This is a genomic window from Antiquaquibacter oligotrophicus (genome assembly GCF_020535405.1).
Lineage (GTDB): Bacteria > Actinomycetota > Actinomycetes > Actinomycetales > Microbacteriaceae > Rhodoglobus > Rhodoglobus oligotrophicus.
This window is the reverse complement of sequence record NZ_CP085036.1, coordinates 424965-442526: the sequence shown is the minus strand read 5'-3', so window position 1 is coordinate 442526 and position 17562 is coordinate 424965. Positions and strand designations below refer to the sequence as shown.

General features: G+C 65.0%; 17 protein-coding genes. 13 read left to right on the top strand and 4 right to left on the bottom strand.

Annotated elements, in window-relative coordinates; genetic code table 11:
- From LH407_RS02185 to LH407_RS02165, 5 genes are read left to right on the top strand one after another with little or no spacing between them, the layout of a single operon-like run.
- On the top strand, positions 1-918 hold the full coding sequence (locus tag LH407_RS02185) for an ABC transporter permease (protein ID WP_322132928.1): 918 nt from the start codon (positions 1-3) through the stop codon (positions 916-918).
- Positions 915-1718, top strand: coding sequence for an ABC transporter permease (locus LH407_RS02180; protein ID WP_322132929.1), 804 nt, complete (start codon positions 915-917; stop codon positions 1716-1718). Before LH407_RS02185 ends, LH407_RS02180 begins: the two co-directional genes overlap by 4 nt.
- A gap of 18 nt (positions 1719-1736) precedes the next feature.
- Positions 1737-3089 carry a transaminase gene (locus LH407_RS02175; RefSeq protein WP_322132930.1) on the top strand — a complete coding sequence of 451 codons (1353 nt, stop codon included), beginning with the start codon at positions 1737-1739 and terminating at the stop codon, positions 3087-3089.
- Positions 3090-3099: 10 nt separating this feature from the next.
- Positions 3100-3666 (top strand): 3'-5' exonuclease, encoded by a 567-nt coding sequence (locus LH407_RS02170; protein WP_322132931.1) that lies wholly within the window; start codon positions 3100-3102, stop codon positions 3664-3666.
- Between the two features lie 14 nt (positions 3667-3680).
- On the top strand, positions 3681-5015 hold the full coding sequence (locus LH407_RS02165; RefSeq protein WP_322132932.1) for a hypothetical protein: 1335 nt from the start codon (positions 3681-3683) through the stop codon (positions 5013-5015).
- A 12-nt stretch (positions 5016-5027) separates the two neighbouring features.
- Here the strand turns inward: LH407_RS02165 and LH407_RS02160 are convergent, their stop codons facing one another.
- Both LH407_RS02160 and gabT read right to left on the bottom strand, forming a co-directional pair.
- The gene (locus LH407_RS02160) at positions 5028-5978 is read right to left on the bottom strand and encodes an asparaginase (RefSeq protein ID WP_322132933.1); all 951 of its coding nucleotides are present in this window, start codon (positions 5976-5978) and stop codon (positions 5028-5030) included.
- Positions 5975-7333, bottom strand: coding sequence for a 4-aminobutyrate--2-oxoglutarate transaminase (gabT, locus tag LH407_RS02155; protein WP_322132934.1), 1359 nt, complete (start codon positions 7331-7333; stop codon positions 5975-5977). The genes LH407_RS02160 and gabT overlap by 4 nt, the downstream gene beginning before the upstream one ends.
- 49 nt (positions 7334-7382) lie before the next feature.
- Here gabT and LH407_RS02150 point away from each other — a divergent pair, with 49 nt between their 5' ends.
- Genes LH407_RS02150 through ispG form a run of 5 tightly spaced genes read left to right on the top strand, consistent with a single transcriptional unit; the run spans position 7383 to position 12490 of the window.
- Positions 7383-7883, top strand: coding sequence for an OsmC family protein (locus tag LH407_RS02150; RefSeq protein WP_322132935.1), 501 nt, complete (start codon positions 7383-7385; stop codon positions 7881-7883).
- Positions 7884-7933: 50 nt separating this feature from the next.
- A complete protein-coding gene (locus tag LH407_RS02145; RefSeq protein ID WP_322132936.1) occupies positions 7934-8893 on the top strand; it encodes an FKBP-type peptidyl-prolyl cis-trans isomerase in 960 nt (319 codons plus the stop codon).
- 5 nt (positions 8894-8898) lie between these two features.
- On the top strand, positions 8899-9975 hold the full coding sequence (locus LH407_RS02140; protein WP_322132937.1) for a 1-deoxy-D-xylulose-5-phosphate reductoisomerase: 1077 nt from the start codon (positions 8899-8901) through the stop codon (positions 9973-9975).
- A gap of 18 nt (positions 9976-9993) precedes the next feature.
- On the top strand, positions 9994-11322 hold the full coding sequence (locus tag LH407_RS02135; protein ID WP_322132938.1) for a M50 family metallopeptidase: 1329 nt from the start codon (positions 9994-9996) through the stop codon (positions 11320-11322).
- Positions 11323-11338: 16 nt separating this feature from the next.
- The gene (gene ispG / locus LH407_RS02130; protein ID WP_322132939.1) at positions 11339-12490 is read left to right on the top strand and encodes a flavodoxin-dependent (E)-4-hydroxy-3-methylbut-2-enyl-diphosphate synthase; all 1152 of its coding nucleotides are present in this window, start codon (positions 11339-11341) and stop codon (positions 12488-12490) included.
- A 41-nt stretch (positions 12491-12531) separates the two neighbouring features.
- Here ispG and LH407_RS02125 read toward each other — a convergent pair whose 3' ends face one another.
- Positions 12532-13245, bottom strand: a complete 714-nt coding sequence (locus LH407_RS02125) for a hypothetical protein (protein WP_322132940.1) — start codon at positions 13243-13245, stop codon at positions 12532-12534.
- 329 nt (positions 13246-13574) lie between these two features.
- On the opposite strand from LH407_RS02125, the gene LH407_RS02120 reads away from it, so the two are divergent.
- Positions 13575-15341 carry a proline--tRNA ligase gene (locus LH407_RS02120; RefSeq protein WP_322132941.1) on the top strand — a complete coding sequence of 589 codons (1767 nt, stop codon included), beginning with the start codon at positions 13575-13577 and terminating at the stop codon, positions 15339-15341.
- Here the strand turns inward: LH407_RS02120 and LH407_RS02115 are convergent.
- Positions 15338-16123: an NADH:ubiquinone oxidoreductase subunit 4 (chain M) gene (locus LH407_RS02115; protein WP_322132942.1), complete on the bottom strand. Its 786-nt coding sequence runs from the start codon at positions 16121-16123 to the stop codon at positions 15338-15340. The genes LH407_RS02120 and LH407_RS02115 overlap by 4 nt on opposite strands.
- Positions 16124-16213: 90 nt before the next feature.
- Between LH407_RS02115 and nusA the strand changes: the two genes are divergently transcribed.
- Positions 16214-17194 carry a transcription termination factor NusA gene (gene nusA / locus LH407_RS02110; protein WP_322132943.1) on the top strand — a complete coding sequence of 327 codons (981 nt, stop codon included), beginning with the start codon at positions 16214-16216 and terminating at the stop codon, positions 17192-17194.
- A gap of 31 nt (positions 17195-17225) precedes the next feature.
- The gene (locus tag LH407_RS02105) at positions 17226-17498 is read left to right on the top strand and encodes a YlxR family protein (protein WP_322132944.1); all 273 of its coding nucleotides are present in this window, start codon (positions 17226-17228) and stop codon (positions 17496-17498) included.
- The last annotated feature ends 64 nt before the right edge of the window (positions 17499-17562 follow it).

The following is a 17562-nucleotide window of genomic DNA, read 5'->3' as shown; positions in this document are numbered from 1 at the left end:
ATGGCCTTCGCAGCCTTTGGATCGTCGACGGCGCAGCCCGTCGAGCAAGCGCCGCGCAAGAAGAGCTGGATCGCCTGGGTGCTTCTCGCGCCGGGCCTCGCCTATCTCGCGCTCTTTTTCCTCACGCCGTTTATCTCTCTCATTCTCACCTCGCTCCAGGCCCCCGTGGACTTCGGCGACGTCGGCCAGTATCAGCAGGCTTTCAAGATCGAGAACTACGCGACGGTTGTCGCCCAGTATTGGCCGCACTTCCTCCGGGCGTTCGGGTACGCGCTCGCCGCGACCTTCTTCGCGCTCATCATCAGTTATCCGCTCGCTTACTTCATCGGCGTGACGGCACGCAAGTGGCCGCTTCTCCAGGCGCTCATGCTCACGCTCGTCATCGCGCCGTTCTTCATCTCCTTCCTCCTGCGTACCCTCGCGTGGAAGCAGCTGATGTCGGATGACACTCCACTCGTGCAGGGGCTCAAGGCGCTCGCGATCCTGCCTCCCGACGGCCACCTGACGGGCACCGCGTTTTCGGTGATCTTCGGACTCACCTACAACTTCATCCCCTTCATGACCCTGCCGATCTACACCACGCTCGAACGTCTCGATACGCGCTACCTCGAGGCGGGTTCCGATCTATATGCGACACCGGCCACGACGTTTTGGAAGGTCACGCTTCCGCTCTCGGTGCCGGGGATCGTCTCGGGCACCCTCCTGACCTTCATCCCGGCATCCGGCGACTTCATCAACGCGAGCTCGAGCTTCCTCGGGTCGACGTCCACACAAATGGTGGGCAACGTGATCGAAGCGAACTTCCTCGAACTGCTGAACTACCCCGCGGCCGCGGCCATGTCGGTAATTCTTATGGGGCTCATCCTTCTCATCGTGGGGCTGTACGTGCGTCGCAGCGGAACGGAGGACCTGCTGTGAGGTCGTTCTCCCTCGGAAAGTGGCTCCTGCCGGTGTATGCCGTGCTCGCGTTGGTCTTCCTGTTGGTTCCCATCGCCTACACGTTCGTTTTCTCCTTCAACGCGTCGGTGAAGTCGAACATCGTGTGGGTCGGGTTTACCTTCGACAACTGGATCAACGTGTGCTCTGACATGAGCGTGTGTAACGCGTTCGGCACGAGCATCCTGGTCGGTGTTGTTGCGACGATCATCGCGACAGCGCTCGGCACCCTCATGGCACTCGCGCTCACGCGGTACCGCTTCCGCGCGCGTTCATCCGTCAGCCTGCTGCTTTTCCTCCCCATGGCGACCCCCGAGATCGTGCTGGGCGCTGGCCTTGCGGCGCAGTTCTTGTCGGCCGGCATCCCCAAGGGGCTCGGCACGATCATCGCCGCGCACGCGTTGTTCTGCCTGAGTTTTGTTGTCGTGACGGTCAAGGCGCGCATCTCCAGTCTCGATCCCGCACTCGAGGAGGCGGGCCGTGACCTCTACGGCTCGAGCGCCCAAGTCTTCTGGCGTATTACATTCCCGTTGTTGCTCCCGGGAATCATCGCGGCAGCACTGCTCTCCTTCGCGCTGAGCTTCGATGACTTCATCATCACGCGATTCAACAATGGCGCGGTGACGACCTTCCCCATCTACATCTACACGGCCGCCGCGCGTGGTGTGCCGGCGGAGGCGAACGTGATCGCGTCCGCAGTGTTCCTTCTCGCGATCGTCCTGGTGATCGTCGGTCAGGTGACCCAGTCGGCTCGCCGCAAGCGTCTCGCCCGTCTCGGCTGACCCGGAGCGAAACCGACGATGTACGAGGACCGGGAGCGACTGGCTGCGGCGTGGGAGAGCGAGCTCGAGGTGTTTCGGGCGGCGCGCCCGCGATCTGCCGACCAGTGGCAGCGTGCGATCGAGCACCTGCCCGACGGTGTGCCCATGTTGTGGATGGCGAAATGGCCGGGGCCGTGGCCGGTCTACGTCGAGTCCGCCGGCGGAGCCCATTTCACGTGTGTTGACGGCATCGATCATGTCGACCTGTGCCTCGGTGATACGGGAGCCATGTGCGGCCACGCACCCGAGGCATCCGTCGCGGCGATCGAGGCGCAGGCACGGCGCGGCTCGACCTTTATGCTCCCCACCGAGGATGCCGCGGCGACGGCCGAGCTCCTGAGTGCGCGTTTCCCCCTCCCCGTGTGGCAGTTCTCGCTCTCCGCAACGGACGCGAACCGTAGCCTCATCCGCTACGCGCGTCAGTCGACCGGCAGGCGGAAGATCGCCGTGCACGACTTCAGCTACCACGGCACGGTGGACGAGGCGTATGCGACGCTCGACGCCGACGGTGCCGTGGTTTCACGCCGAGGCAACATCGGTGCACCGGTTCCGCTCGACGAGACGACGGCCGTTGTGCAGTTCAACGACATTGATGGCCTCGATGCGGTACTGCGCACCAGGGAGATTGCGGCGCTGCTCATCGAGCCGGCCCTCACCAACATCGGTATCGTGCTGCCGGATCCCGGCTACCACGACGCGGTGCGCGAGCTGTGCACACGGTACGGCACGATCCTCATCATTGACGAGACCCACACGTTCAGTGCGGGGGCCGGTGGGCTTACTCGCGAGCTCGGCCTGGAGCCTGATGCGCTCGTGCTCGGCAAGAGCATCGGCGGGGGCATCCCCGCCGCCGCATGGGGCATGACGCGCGAGTTCTCGAACGCCGTGCGCGAGTCGCTCGACCTCGAGGACATCGACGTCGGGGGAGTGGGGGGAACCCTCGCCGGCAACGCCCTCTCTCTCGCGGGTATGAGGGCAACACTCGAGCGCGTGCTCACCGAGAGCGCATTCGGCAACATGATCGCTCGCTCCACGGAATGGACCGTGGGCGTTCAGAAGACGATCGACGAGTTCGACGTGCCGTGGCAGGTCACCCAACTCGGTGCGCGGGCGGAGTACAGCTTCCGACCAACGCCGCCGCGCGACGGACGCGAGGCAGCGGATGCCGATGATTTCGAGTTGCAGCAGTACCTGCACCTGCACGCCCTCAATCGCGGCATCCTCATCACACCGTTCCACAACATGGCGCTCATGTGCCCTGTGACGTCTCCCGCCGACGTTGAGAGACACACGGAGGCGTTCCGTGAGGCGGTCGTCAGCCTCTACGGATAACGTTGGGCCCATGCCCCAACCCGAGCCAGCGGAGTGCTTCATCTCCGTCGACGTCGAGACCGCCGGCCCTGTCCCGAGCCTCTACTCCCTCCTCTCGATTGGTGCGTGCCTCGTCGACCGGCCCGAGGTGTCTTTCTACGTCGAGCTCGCGCCAGAGCACGAGGCTGCGCTTCCCGCTGCTCTCGAGGTATCGAAGCTCTCGATGGAGGAACTCGCTCAGGACGGCACTCACCCCGAGGTCGCTATGCGCCAGTTTGCGGAATGGGTCGACGAGGTGACCCCGAAAGGCGAGCGCCCGGTGTTCGTGGGGTTCAACGCCGCTTTCGATTGGATGTTCGTGGCCGACTACTTCGAACGTCACCTCGGACGCAATCCGTTCGGCCACGCCGCCGTCGACATCAAGGCCTACTATATGGGCAAGGCCGGTTCCACCCTGGCGCAGTCGAGCATGAGCGAGCTCTCGCCTCGATACCTCGGTGGGTCGGCACTCTCCCATAATGCTTTGGGCGACGCACGAGACCAGGCCGCGCTGTTCCGCGCGATTCTGGCGGATTCGGGCGCCGCGCACGACGCCTGAGAGCGAGGTTCACCGTGACGGACCAGCCCGTGATCGACGATGCCGCCGATGAGGTTCGCCGTATCGTCGAGTCAGCCCAGAGGCTTGGGGTCGAACTCGACGAGGAGTCCACGACGCAGTGGCTCACGGCGATTGCGGCAGCCCAGGCGGACCCGGATGCCCTGCAGATCGACACCGAGAGCGGCACTTTCGGCCATAAGGTCACGATGCTCGATTTCAGTCCCCACGATCTGGCTCGCTTTCGGCGTATCGGTCAGATCGTCGAAGTGACCGGACCCGCGGGTGTTGTCGAAGGAGCCCTCGCCCTGTCGGGTTCCGCCGCGCAGTCTAAGATCCAGAGTTTTCCGGGTGACGCGGACTACTTCCAGCGTCTCAACATCATCGCCGCGACCCGAGATGAGGCCAGCGGCATCCTCGCCACCGTGCTGCGGGAGAAGGTGCTCTCGACCCTGCAAGGTCCCACGTACCAGTTCCTCGAAGCCAAGCTCGGGACGTACGCACTCGATGGCGAGGTCGGTGGGCGCGCCGTTCGCGCGGGCAGCCCCATCTCCTGGTCGGCAGCGGAGATCGAGGCGGGAGAGCAACACGTTCACAGCGCCGGGTCAGTTCACGTTGTCCGGTGGGAGGACGCCGCCCGTGATCCCGGCTGGGTGAAGGCCGACTGGGTGGTGGCGGATCCGGAGCGGCGGCAGCTCTCCAACGCGAGCAACGTCATCGATGTGACATGGGAGGGTCCCGACGGCGAGATCGTGGCCCTCGACGGATACCTCGACGCCTACTTCCAGGAGGTCTACCTCGACGCGGATGCCGTGCCGGTGTTCGCCAAGGTGGCGAGCTTCGTCTCCGACGACGCCCTCGACGAGTACGTCGAGAAGCTGGAGGGCGAGGTCAGGAAGTACCTCACGAAGTCGCTCAACTATGGCAAGGCCGCCAAGCGCATGTACAACGTCTTCCGTCTGTCGGGCCGTCACCTCGATGCCGCGTTCGTTCGCGAACTCTTCGACGAACCAGCGACGATCCTCTACCAGGTCTGGTCGCTCATCACGACGCTGGACAACGCGACGGTGCCGGGGTCATCCATCCCGATCGAAGCGGTCAAGGAACAATCGGACGCGCTCGTGATGGACGTTATCCGCGCCCTCGAGGGCGACGAGGAGGTCGAGATCGTGGAGTCGCTTCTCGCGCTCCGACGCACGCTCGACGATCAGGAGGCGGGGGAGGCCCGAACCGCTACGGTCGCGGCCGCCCAGACGCGTGTGATCAACCTCATCAACACGTTCTTCCGAGACCGGCTGATGGGAATGCCAACGATCAAGGAATACATCGACGCGATGCAGGTCACGACCTGACCGGAGCTTCGGTCAGACGACCGCGTACAACGATCCGACGGGGAGACCAGCTCCGAGCACCGGCTCGGTGACTGCTGCCGTGACGCGTTCGCCGAGCTCCAAACCGAGCGCACCGTGCTGCATGAGCAACGAGAGGGCTACTGGTGCGAGAGCACGTTGTGAGCCGTCGAGAACACGAACCGCGACTGCGGTGCCATCCTTCTCACCGGCAACAAAAACGCCCTCCGCGCCGCTCTTGGCAACCATCCCCGTCTCTGTGATGACCGTGCGGACGACGCGATTGTCCAAAACCCAGGGGTGCCGCCGGATGGCGTCCGCGAGCCGCGCGGCGTCGTCATCGATACCGCGCGCCACTCGGCTGGCGCCCCTGGCGAGGGCGCGGAGGCTCATGGCGTGGACGGGCGCCCCGCATCCGTCGATTCCGCTGTGCACTATGCGCTCGCCGACAAATTCTTCGACGGTCTCGCGGATGGCTTTTTGCAGCGGATGATCGGGGTGGAGGTAGGTGTCGACGGGCCAGCCGTTGTGCACACACGCGAGGAGGAATGCCGCGTGTTTGCCGGAGCAGCCCATCGTGACGCGGCTCGGTGCATCCGCCTCGTGGCGCGCCGCAGCATCCATCGGCCAATCGACGGGGCACTGTAGGGCGTCTTCGGTGAGTCGAGCGCGCGAGAGGATGCTGCGCACCACTCGCACGTGATCGGGTGTGCCGATGTGGCTCGCCGCCGACATCACCAGCTCCTCGCCCTCGAGGTGCACGCCGAGGCGACGGAGCGCGACAGCCTGGAAGAGCTTCATGGTCGAACGGGGATAGATGAGTGCGCCAGCGTCGCCGTGTTCTGCCCGTGTCTCGCCGTCCCCGTCGAGCACCACCGCCGCACCGATGTGGCTCGATTCGCGCAGACCTGAACGCTCGACGACGGCGAGTTCGACGGCAGTGGCGGGGCGGAGTTCCCCGATCACAGGCTGGCGAACGCCTCGTCGATCACGCCGAGGGCCTCGGCGATGAGCTCGTCGGAGATCGCGAGGCTCGGCAAGAAGCGCAGGACGTTGCCGTATGTCCCTGCAGTGAGAAGGAGCACACCCTTCTGCGCAGCGTAGGCGGCAACCGCTGTCACAGCAGCGGCATCGGGCTCGTGGGTGCCGGGAACGATCAGTTCGATGGCGATCATCGCGCCGATTCCGCGCACGTCTCCGATGACGGGGTACTTGGCCTGCAGGTCACGCAGGCCCGTGACGAGCGCGCTCTCGATGCGCTTGCCCTCGGCGAGAAGTCCCTGCGATTCGATCTGTTCGAATACTGCGACCGCCGCGGCGCACGCGACGGGGTTGCCGCCGAACGTTCCGCCGAGACCGCCAGGCTGGGCGGCATCCATGATCTCGGCGCGACCCGTAACTCCCGCGAGCGGCAGTCCACCGGCGATGCCCTTGGCGCTCAGCACCAGATCGGGAACCCATCCGAAGTGCTCACTCGCGAAGTACGCACCGGTTCGGGCCATGCCGGACTGAATCTCGTCGGCGATCATCACAACGCCATTGGCGGTGCACCACTCCTGGAGCGCGGGCAGGTAGCCCTCTGCCGGCACTACAAAACCGCCCTCGCCCTGGATGGGCTCGACGACGAGGCACGCGAGGTCGTCCGCGCCGACGGTCTTCTCGAGGTACGAGATCGTGCGGCGTGCCGCCTCCGACCCGGAGAGTCCGTCGTGGAACGGGTACGAGTTCGGAGCGCGGTACACGTCGCCGGCGAGCGGTCCGAAGCCGGTCGCGTACGGGGCAGCCTTGAAGTTCATGGCCATCGTGAGGTTGGTACGACCGTGGTAGGCGTGGTCGAGCACGGCGACCCCGTTTTTGCCCGTGTATTTGCGGGCGATCTTGACGCCGTTCTCCACGGCTTCGGCGCCCGAGTTCACGAGGACGGTCTTCTTCGCGAAGTCGCCCGGTGTGTGCGCGGCGAGCAGCTCCGCGACACGGACATAGGACTCGTACGGCGTGATCGTGAACAGGGTGTGGATGACGCTGTCGAGCTGGGTTGTGGCGGCGGCCACCACTGCATCGTTGGTGTGACCGATGGTCGTCACGCCGATTCCGGCGCCGAGGTCGATGAACTGGTTGCCGTCGACGTCGACCACGATCGCCCCGTGGGCTCGCTCGATGTAGACGGGGAGGGCGGCGGTCACACCGACGGGGACCACCTCGAGACGGCGTGCGTGGAGCTCCTGCGACTTGGGTCCCGGGATCGCCGTGACCACCCGCCGCTCCTGGGTTACTGGTGCCGAGGTGTCGGGGGTGCCGGTGGCAACGGTGGTGTCAGTCATAATGAGGCCAAGTTTATTCGCCCCCGGCGGGCAGAAGGCTCAGGACGCGATGCGAACAGACCATCACTACCGCGTGGACGTGCGCTGGCTGGGCAATCGAGGTACCGGTACGTCGGGTCCGCGGGCGTTTGGGCGCGATACCGAGATCTCCGTGGACGGTCTGCCGAGCATCCTCGCGTCAGCCGACAAGCCATTCCACGGGGCGCACGATCGATGGAATCCGGAGCAGCTCTTGATCGCCTCGCTCGTGCAGTGTCACCTCTTGAGCTACCTCTACGTGGCCACGCGCGAGGGGGTCGTTGTCGAAAGTTACGCGGATGCCGCCACCGGCCTGCTTCGCACAAACGCCGACGGCGGCGGTGCCTTCGTGTCGGCGACCCTGCGACCCGAGGTGACGATCTCAGCGGGTGACCCCGATCGGGCTCGCAGGCTGCACGATGACGCCGCGAAGTTGTGTTTCATCAACGCGTCGCTCGCCTTTCCGGTAGCCCATGAGCCCACCATCCAGGTTGTGGCAGGCAAAGCCACACCCACGACTCAGCCGGAGTAGGCAAGGATAGGGGAGACATTCCGCTCAATTCCCCCTCGAAAGGTGCCCTCGTGCGCGCAGCAACCCCACTTCTTCTCTCGGCTGGGCTGGTGATGTCGCTCGCCGCCTGCGCTCCCGGCGCTTCCACTCCCGACTGCCCGACGACGCCGTCCGGTTCGGTCTCGGACTCGATCGAGGTCAGCGGCGACTTCGGAGCTGCCCCCGAGGTGACGATCCCCAGCCCCGTGTCCGCCGAGGAGACCCAGCGCACCGTCGCAATTCAGGGCGACGGTGAGACGGTTGTCGAGGGCGACACCGTGCTCGTGGAATACAAGGTCTTCAACGGTGAGAGCGGCGAAGAGCTCGACTCGACCGAGTACGGCGAGACGCCGGTCGCCGAGTTCACGCTCGATGAGGCAGCCCTGCTTCCTGGCATCGTCAAGACTCTCGAATGCTCGACCGTGGGCTCCCGTGTGGTCGGAGTTGTGCCCGCGATCGACGCGTTCGGCGACGCCGGACAAGAGACGCTGGGAGTCGCAGCCGACGAGAGCCTCGTTTTTGTTGTCGACATCATTGAGGTCGCCGAGGCACCGGAGCCCGCACTTCCCCGTGCGAACGGAGAGGACCAGGAGCCGACCCCGGGCCTCCCGACCGTGGAGCTCGACGCCGATGGGCGTCCGACCATCACCCTTCCCGACAGCGCACCGCCCACCGACCTGCAGATTGCAGTGCTCAAGAAGGGCGACGGCCCCGAGGTCACCGACGGCGCTGACGTGGTTGTTCACTACGAAGGCCTGAACTGGAACACCGGCGTGACGTTCGACTCCAGCTGGGAGCGCGGCGAGCCCGCAACGTTCAACGTCAACGGAGTGATCCCGGGCTTCACTCAGGCGCTCGTCGGTCAGACCGTCGGCTCTCAGGTTCTCGCGGTGATCCCGCCCGAGTTCGGTTACGGGGAAGCGGGTGCAGGCGAGGACATCGGTGGTACCGACACGCTCGTCTTTGTTGTGGACATTCTCGGACTCGGCTAGGTGACGTGCGCGACGTCATCCTCCTGGGCTCCACGGGCTCGATAGGAACTCAGGCGCTCGATGTCATCGCGGCCAATCCCGAACGCTTCCGCGTTGTGGGGTTGGCCGCGGGGTCGAACGCCGACATGGTGGCCGAGCAAGCGGAGCGTTTCGGCGTCACCGAGACGGCGCTCGGAGCGGATGACGCTGCACGACTCGTTCGCAGCGTGCGTGCCGATGTCGTCCTCAACGGCATCACGGGGTCGGTAGGCCTCGCACCGACCCTCGCCGCGCTCGACGCGGGAGCGACCCTGGCTCTCGCCAACAAGGAGAGCCTCATCGTGGGCGGCGACCTCGTGACATCCGTCGCCGCTCCCGGTCAGATCGTTCCCGTCGACTCCGAGCACTCGGCTATCGCGCAGGCCCTACGCTCGGGCTCTGCCTCCGAGGTGAGCCGTCTCATCCTCACCGCTTCCGGCGGGCCGTTTCGCGGCCGCAGTCGCGACTCGCTCGCACAGGTGACTCCCGCGGAAGCCCTCGCCCACCCCACGTGGGACATGGGCCTGGTGGTCACGACGAACTCATCGACGCTCGTCAATAAGGGTCTCGAGGTGATCGAGGCCCATCTGCTATTCGACGTGCCGTACGACCGCATCGAGGTGACGGTGCATCCGCAATCCATCGTCCACTCCATGGTGGAGTTCGTCGACGGTTCGACGATCGCGCAGGCGAGCCCTCCCGACATGCGACTTCCCATCTCGCTCGGTCTTGGATGGCCGGACCGCGTTGCCGGTGTCGGGGTGCCCCTCGACTGGACGACCGCGAGTGAGTGGACGTTTGCCCCGCTCGACGAGGAGGCATTTCCCGCCGTTCGCCTCGCCAAGCTGGTCGGCGAGGCCGGGGGGACGTTCCCTGCCGTCTTCAACGCCGCCAATGAGCAGGCGGTCATGGCCTTCCACGCCGGGGCTATCGGCTACCTCGACATCGTGCCGACCATCGAACGAGTTGTCGGCGAGCACCAGGGCGGCGAGCTGAGTCTTGACGGCGTCCTCGCGGCGGAACGGTGGGCGCGTTCGGCGGCCGACAGCCTGTTGTCAGCATGAACTGGGTAATCTGACGCCGTGGAATCGGTACTGCTGTACGTTCTCGGCATCCTGATCGTGCTCGTGGGACTGGCGTTGTCCATCGGACTTCACGAAGTGGGGCATCTGCTCCCCGCGAAAAAGTTCGGTGTGCGCGTCAGTCAGTACATGATCGGTTTCGGGCCGACCGTGCTGTCGTTCCGTCGTGGCGAAACACAGTACGGAATCAAGGCGCTGCCACTCGGCGGATACATCTCCATGGCGGGGATGTTCCCGCCTCGCCGGCCGGGCGGGCGCAGTCGAACCGCGACCACAAGCATCTTCGACACCCTCGTTCAGGATGCTCGACAGCTGAGCGCGGACACTCTCGTCGACGTCGACGAGAGTAGAGCCTTCTACCGGCTGCCCGTCCCCAAGCGCATCATCATCATGCTCGGTGGACCCGTCATGAACCTTCTGCTCGGTGTGCTGCTGTACGCGATCGTGCTGTGTGGGTTCGGCATCCCGCAGCTCAGTACGACGATCGGTCGCGTCAACGAGTGTGTGATCCCGGCTTCGAGCTCGAGTCAGGAGTGCGCTCCCGGGGATGCCGCGTCGCCCGCGCTCGCCGCGGGCATCGAACCTGGCGACCGCATCGTGAGTATCGATGGTCAGGCGATCGAGGAGTGGACGCAGGCAACGGAAATCATCAGGGAGTCTCCCGGCGAAGAACTCACCTTCGTGGTCGAGCGGGGCGGGTCCGACGTCACGCTGCGCGCCGTGCCTCTCCTGTCCGAGCGTTATGCGACAACGGCCACGGGCGAGATTGCCGAGGATGCCGACGGCAACCCGATCACGGAGGAGGTCGGGTTCCTCGGGATCGGGCCGGCAACGGTCAACGTGCAACAGCCCGTGACGGCAGTGCTCCCCGCGGTCGGTGACAACGTCGTACGCGTCGTCCAGATCGTCATCACCCTTCCTCAGAGACTCGTCGACATCGCCATCGCGGCCTTCGGTCCCGAGGAGAGGGACCCGAACGGCCCGATCGGAGTCGTTGGGATCGGGCGAATCGCTGGCGAGGTCACGAGCCTGAGCGCAGCGCCCGTGGCCGATCGCGCCGCGACGCTCGTGCAGCTCCTGGCATCCCTCAACATCGCGCTCTTTGTGTTCAACCTCATCCCGCTCCTCCCGCTCGATGGAGGACACGTGGCTGGTGCGCTGTGGGAGGCGATTCGTCGCAAGTTCGCGGCCTTGCGGGGCAAACCCGATCCGGGGCCCGTAGATACGGCGCGATTCATCCCCGTCACGCTCGTGGTTTCGATCATTCTCGCCGGCATGACGTTGCTGCTCGCGTATGCCGATATCGTCAAGCCGATCTCCATCCTGTAAGCCGTAGGCTTGAGTCGTGCCAGCAGTCAATCTCGGTTTGCCGAAGGTCCCCGAAACCCTCGCCCCCCGCCGCAAGACCCGACAGATCCACGTCGGCAAAGTCGGGGTCGGTAGCGACTTCCCCGTGAGCGTGCAGTCGATGACGACGACGCAGACCACCAACATCAACGCGACGCTCCAACAGATCGCCGAACTCACCGCCTCCGGTTGCGACATCGTGCGTGTTGCGGTTCCGCACCAGGATGACGCTGACGCGCTCAAGATCATCGCGATGAAGAGCCAGATTCCGGTCATCGCGGACATTCACTTCCAGCCGCGGTACGTGTTTGCGGCCATCGACGCGGGCGTCGGCGCTGTGCGCGTCAACCCCGGCAACATCAAGAAGTTCGACGACCAGGTCGGTGCCATCGCCAAGGCGGCGAAGGACGCTGGCGTGAGCATCCGCATCGGCGTCAACGCCGGATCGCTCGAGCCGAGCCTCCTGCAGAAGTACGGCAAGGCCACCCCCGAGGCGCTCGTCGAGAGCGCGGTGTGGGAGGCGAGCCTCTTCGAGGAGCACGACTTCCACGACTTCAAGATCTCGGTGAAACACAACGATCCGATCATCATGGTCAAGGCCTACCGCCTCCTCGCCGAGCGCGGCGATTGGCCGCTGCACCTCGGTGTGACCGAGGCGGGCCCCGAGTTCCAGGGCACGATTAAGTCGGCGACGGCGTTCGGCATCCTGCTCTCTGAGGGAATCGGCGACACCATCCGTGTGTCACTGTCGGCCCCGCCGGCGCAGGAGGTCAAGGTGGGCCTGCAGATTCTGCAGTCGCTCAACCTTCGCGAGCGCAAGCTCGAAATCGTCTCGTGCCCGAGCTGCGGTCGTGCGCAGGTTGACGTGTACTCGCTGGCCAACAGCGTCACCGCGGGCCTCGAGGGTATGACCGTTCCGCTTCGTGTCGCCGTTATGGGTTGTGTCGTCAACGGGCCCGGCGAGGCCCGCGAGGCGGACCTCGGTGTGGCCAGCGGTAACGGCAAGGGGCAGATTTTCGTCAAGGGCGAGGTCATTAAGACCGTGCCGGAGGCAGACATCGTCGCGACCCTTATCGAAGAGGCCAACCGTCTCGCGGCGGAGATGCCTCCCGGCGCCGTCGGTAGCCCGCAGGTGGTTACCGCGAACTGACGGAGAACGGCGTTTCCGGCTATCCGGAGCAGCGTTTTGTGTCAGGTGGGACTCCACCCGCCCTTCCTCAGCGCGCGGTCGATTTTTCCCAGGAGAGTCGCTCGTCGTGCCATGAGAGCCTTGTCGACTCGGATGACACGCCATTCCTCGTCCATGAGTTCATCAAGCCGCGCGATGTCGATGGAAAACTGTCGCTCACTCTCGCCATGGTGACGGCCCTCGTACTCCAGGATGGTGCGAAAAGGACGGAACACAAGATCGCCGTGGGCGACGACGGCTCCGTGTCGGTTGCGGATCACCCCGTTGACCTCGGGTTCCGGGAACCCGGCGCGGACGACGACCAGCCTCAGCGTCGTCTCGCGTGCAGAGTCGGTGGCGTGGCGCATCAGAGAGATGGCATCGCGGAGGCGACGGCTTCCTCGCCCGCGGTAACCGTGGATGAGTTCACCGAGTCGCTCCAGCGTCGTGATCGGGCGCAACCGTCTGACGAGACCGTCGCCCATGACGATCACATCATCGAGGCCAAATCTCGCCGCGAGCTGAAGCCACGTGTCGATCGGGTTGAGCACGGGGATCCCATCCAGCCAGACCAGGTCTCGGGGCCCGGAGTCGTGGCCCGACACCCCGCTGAGGCGAGGGGCCCGGCGCGGTCGAACCGAGGTGACGTGCAGTGTTGGCTCACGGAAGCCCTCCGGCATCCGGAGCCCGAGCAGGATCGCTGCGGTCGTGTGGCTGAAATATTGGTCGGGCGTCATACGCGAGTGCAGCGCCCGTGCGAGCGCCAGGACCGTGCTCGGTTGGCTCGAAGACCGCACGCCGTAGAACGGGCTCGTCAGGTCTGACGAACGTAGTCGACCTTCTCCGACGCATGCTTCCCGAGCTTCGGCGACGGTAAATCCTGCGGCGTGAAGCGCGGGAGGCAGTGGAGTGGGTCGACGCATCCGGTGAGTCTTCCCGCCGTGGGCTCGAGCCGGTGGAGTCCATCCCCAGCCTCGGCGACCTGACGACGATCGACTGTTCGCATGCCGCAGTCCAACGTTCTGCGTCAGACCGGAGCGTGGCGACGCGCAAGTAACATGGGCAGGTGTCTACGCGCCTCTCCCAGCTTTTCGTCCGCACCCTCCGCGAGGACCCCGTCGATGCAGAGGTGGCAAGTCACCGACTGCTCGTACGAGCCGGTTACATCCGCCGTCAGGCACCAGGTGTCTTCGCGTGGTTGCCGCTCGGCCTGAAGGTGCGCCGCAAGATCGAGAAGATCATCCGCGAGGAGCTCGAGGCGTTCGGTGCGCAAGAGGTGCACTTCCCGGCGCTCCTGCCGCGCGAGCCCTACGAGATCACCGGTCGGTGGACGGAGTACGGCGACGGAATCTTCCGGCTCAAAGACCGCAAGGATGCTGACTACCTCCTCGCTCCGACTCACGAAGAGGTCTTCACGCTCCTCGTCAAAGACCTCTACTCGAGCTATAAAGACCTGCCGCTGTCGATCTACCAGATCCAGGACAAGTACCGCGACGAGGCTCGCCCGCGCGCAGGTCTCCTGCGCGGCCGCGAGTTCTCGATGAAGGACAGCTACTCGTTCGACTACACGGATGCCGGTCTCGACGTCAGCTACCAGCAGCATCGTGATGCTTACGAGCGCATCTTCCAGCGCCTGGGCCTCGAGTACGTCATCGTCAAGGCGGATGCCGGGGCAATGGGTGGATCCAAGTCGGAGGAGTTCCTGCACCCGACGCCGATCGGGGAGGACACGTTTGTGCGCTCCGACGGAGGATACGCGGCCAACGTTGAGGCCTTCACGACGGCAGCCCCGCCCGCACGCGCCTACGAGGGTCTCACCCCCGCCGAGGTGCTCGACACCCCGGACACGCCGACCATCGCGACCCTCGTCGACGTCGCGAATGCCAAGCACCCGCGACCGGACGGACGTGCCTGGACCGCCGCCGACACGCTCAAGAACATCGTTCTGGCCTTGACCGACCTCAAGGGCAATCGCGAACTCGTGGTTGTCGGGCTCCCGGGAGACCGTGACGTTGACATGAAGCGCGCCGAGGTCGCCTTCGCTCCGGCGATCGTCGAGGCGGCCACGGAGGCTGACTTCGCGAAGAACCCCGGCCTGGTGAAGGGTTACATCGGTCCGTGGTCGGCCGCTGGGCCCGTGCTCGGCGAGAAGTCTGTGACGGGCATCCGTTACGTCGTCGACCCGCGAGTCTCCGACGGCAGTGGCTGGATCACGGGTGCCAACGAGCATGGGCGACACGTGTTCGGCCTCGTCGCCGGTCGTGACTTCCAGACCGACGGAATCGTTCAGGTTGCGGAGGTGCTCGCGGGCGATCCAGCTCCGGATGGCTCGGGGCCCGTCGAATTGGCGCGTGGCATGGAGATCGGCCACGTGTTCCAGCTCGGCCGCAAGTACGCGGAGGCGCTCGGCCTCAAGGTGCTCGACGAAAACGGCAAGCTCGTCACCGTCACGATGGGTTCCTACGGCATCGGCGTGACGCGCATCATGGCTGTCATCGCGGAGTCGAACAACGACGAGAAGGGACTCATCTGGCCGAAGAACGTTGCCCCCTTCGACGTGCACGTCATCGCGACCGGCCGTGATGAGACCGTGTACGCGACGGCCGAGGTCATCGTGGGGTCCCTCGAGGAGAGCGGTTTCGACGTGCTCTTCGATGACCGTCCGAAGGTGTCACCTGGTGTGAAGTTCGGCGACGCGGAACTGCTCGGTGTGCCGGTCATTGTCATCGTCGGCCGGGACGCGGCCGACGGCCGAGTCGAACTGTGGGATCGCCGCACGGGGGAGCGCACGTCGGTCGCGATCGAGGAATTGGGCGCCGCACTTATCGCCTAGTCGACGGGCCCGATCTCCGCGGTGAATTCCGCCAGGATGCGCTCTCGTGTTGTGACGAAGTCCGGATACGACCAGAAGAACTCGAGTTTTCGCGCGATTACGGTATCGCCGGTTGGCCGCGGTTCCAGCACGAACGTCATGAAACTCTCGGCGAGATCTTCGACGACGTTGGTCGCCGCGTAATCGCTCACGAAATCGTTCTCGTGTTCCCGGTAGAACTCATACGCGGCGTCACTGTCCGAATTGCCGGGCGCAGGGGCGTCATCTCCGTACCCTGCCCAGAAGTGGTCGTAGAAGGTCAGGAGGACCGAGTCGAGGTTCGCGCATCCCTCGTCGAGATCGAGGGTGGGACAAGACACGGTGTCCGGGTCGACCTCGCTCGGGGAGAGGGTGATGATGTGCGCGTACTCGTGGATCAATGTCGGGATGAGAAGGGTGTCGTCGTCGCTCGTCGAGAGGTTCGCTGCCAACACCCACAGGGTCGGATCGTCGGCTTGAAAGACGTAAGCCATGGTGTCGCTGTCCGGTGCGTCTCCCACGCGGTACTCGCTGACGGTACGTCCGGCGAACTCCGGAGTGGCAACACGCGTGAAGGTCGACCACACGTGCTCGGCTAGTCCGCTCGCGTCGGGTTCGAGCATCCCATCGCCGTCAACAGCGAACACCTCGACGGTGCCGAAATCGTCGTCGGCCTCGATGGGGGCCGACCGGAGATCGCTTGCGCACCCCGAGATCAGCGCGACAGCACAGACGAGAGCGATCAATCGGATGCTGCGACCCACACGAACACTGTAGGCCTCCGCGCTAAACTGGACCGACGCCGTCGGCCACCGCCGATCGAGCCAGACATCACGAATAGCGGAGGCCCCTCAGTGGACATCGACCTGAGCGTGCTGCGCCTCATGGAGCGCGAGCGCGAGATCCCCTTCGACGAACTCGTCCAGATCATCGAGCAGGCGATCCAGACCGCCTACCTCAAGCACATTGGCGAGACGGACACGAGCGCCGCGCGCGTGGTTCTCGATCGCAAGACCGGCCACGTGAGTGTGTGGGTTCCGGAGCGCGACGAGGACGGCGCGATCATCGGCGAGGCCGAAGACAGCCCCAGCGACTTCGGTCGTATCGCCGCCTTCGCGGCCAAGCAAGTCATCAACCAGCGCCTGCGCGACATCGCCGACGATCACGTTCTCGGCGAGTTCAAGGGGCGCGAGGGCGACATCGTCGCGGGTGTGATCCAGCAGGGTCCGAATCCCCGGATGATCCACGTTGACCTCGGAACGGTCGAAGCCATCCTGCCTCCGGAGGAGCAGGTTCCTGGTGAGGAGTACGCTCACGGGACTCGCATCCGTGTGTACGTCACCGCCGTCAGCAAGGGTGTGAAGGGGCCGCAGATCACGGTAAGCCGCACACACCCGGCGCTCGTCCGGAAGCTCTTCGCCCTCGAGGTGCCCGAGATCGCGAGCGGGATCGTCGAGATCACGTCCCTCGCGCGTGAGGCGGGCCACAGAACCAAGATGGCTGTTCGAGCCACGGAGCCCGGAGTCAACGCAAAGGGCGCGTGCATCGGTGAGCTGGGTCAGCGCGTTCGTGCTGTGACCGCGGAACTCAATAACGAGAAGATCGACATCGTCGACTACTCAGAGAACCTGGCGACCTTCGTTGCGAACGCTCTCTCCCCGGCGAAGGTCTCCAGCTCGTTCGTGATCGACGAATCAACGAAGGCCGTGCGCGCGCTCGTACCGGACTACCAGTTGTCCCTCGCCATCGGCAAAGAGGGTCAGAACGCCCGATTGGCTGCCAAACTCACCGGAGCGCGCATCGACATCCAACCCGACAGCATCCTCGAATCCTGAGGTCAGCACTCCAGCAGCAACCGGGGGTAAGATGGAACCCGCACGAACGTGCGTCGGCTGCCGAAACCGAGATGACCGCTCCGCTCTTTTACGTCTGGTCGTCAGGGACGGGCGCGTGATTCCGGATCCGTCCGCGAGTCTCGACGGGCGAGGAGCGTGGGTCCATCCCACACTCGACTGCGTGGAAGCTGCGGAAAAGCGGCGGGCCTGGACCCGAGCCTTTCGAGCGAGCAAAGCGCTGGACGCGAGCGACGTACGTGCAGCAGTAGATGGCTCGACCGAGTCATCCGAACGAACAGGCTGATTGACCTATGGACAACTAATGAGCGGCTCGAAATGAGACCCGTCCGCTAATCGCCTGCCCCTGT

Bases quoted from the DNA above. Each gene is read 5' to 3' on its own strand.
- LH407_RS02185 (WP_322132928.1), top strand. From the start codon at position 1: ATGGCCTTCGCAGCCTTTGGATCGTCGACGGCGCAGCCCGTCGAGCAA.
- LH407_RS02150 (WP_322132935.1), top strand. From the start codon at position 7,383: ATGCGAACAGACCATCACTACCGCGTGGACGTGCGCTGGCTGGGCAAT.
- LH407_RS02105 (WP_322132944.1), top strand. From the start codon at position 17,226: ATGGAACCCGCACGAACGTGCGTCGGCTGCCGAAACCGAGATGACCGC.
- LH407_RS02125 (WP_322132940.1), bottom strand. From the start codon at position 13,245: ATGACGCCCGACCAATATTTCAGCCACACGACCGCAGCGATCCTGCTC.
- gabT (WP_322132934.1), bottom strand. From the start codon at position 7,333: ATGACTGACACCACCGTTGCCACCGGCACCCCCGACACCTCGGCACCA.
- LH407_RS02170 (WP_322132931.1), top strand. From the start codon at position 3,100: ATGCCCCAACCCGAGCCAGCGGAGTGCTTCATCTCCGTCGACGTCGAG.
- LH407_RS02175 (WP_322132930.1), top strand. From the start codon at position 1,737: ATGTACGAGGACCGGGAGCGACTGGCTGCGGCGTGGGAGAGCGAGCTC.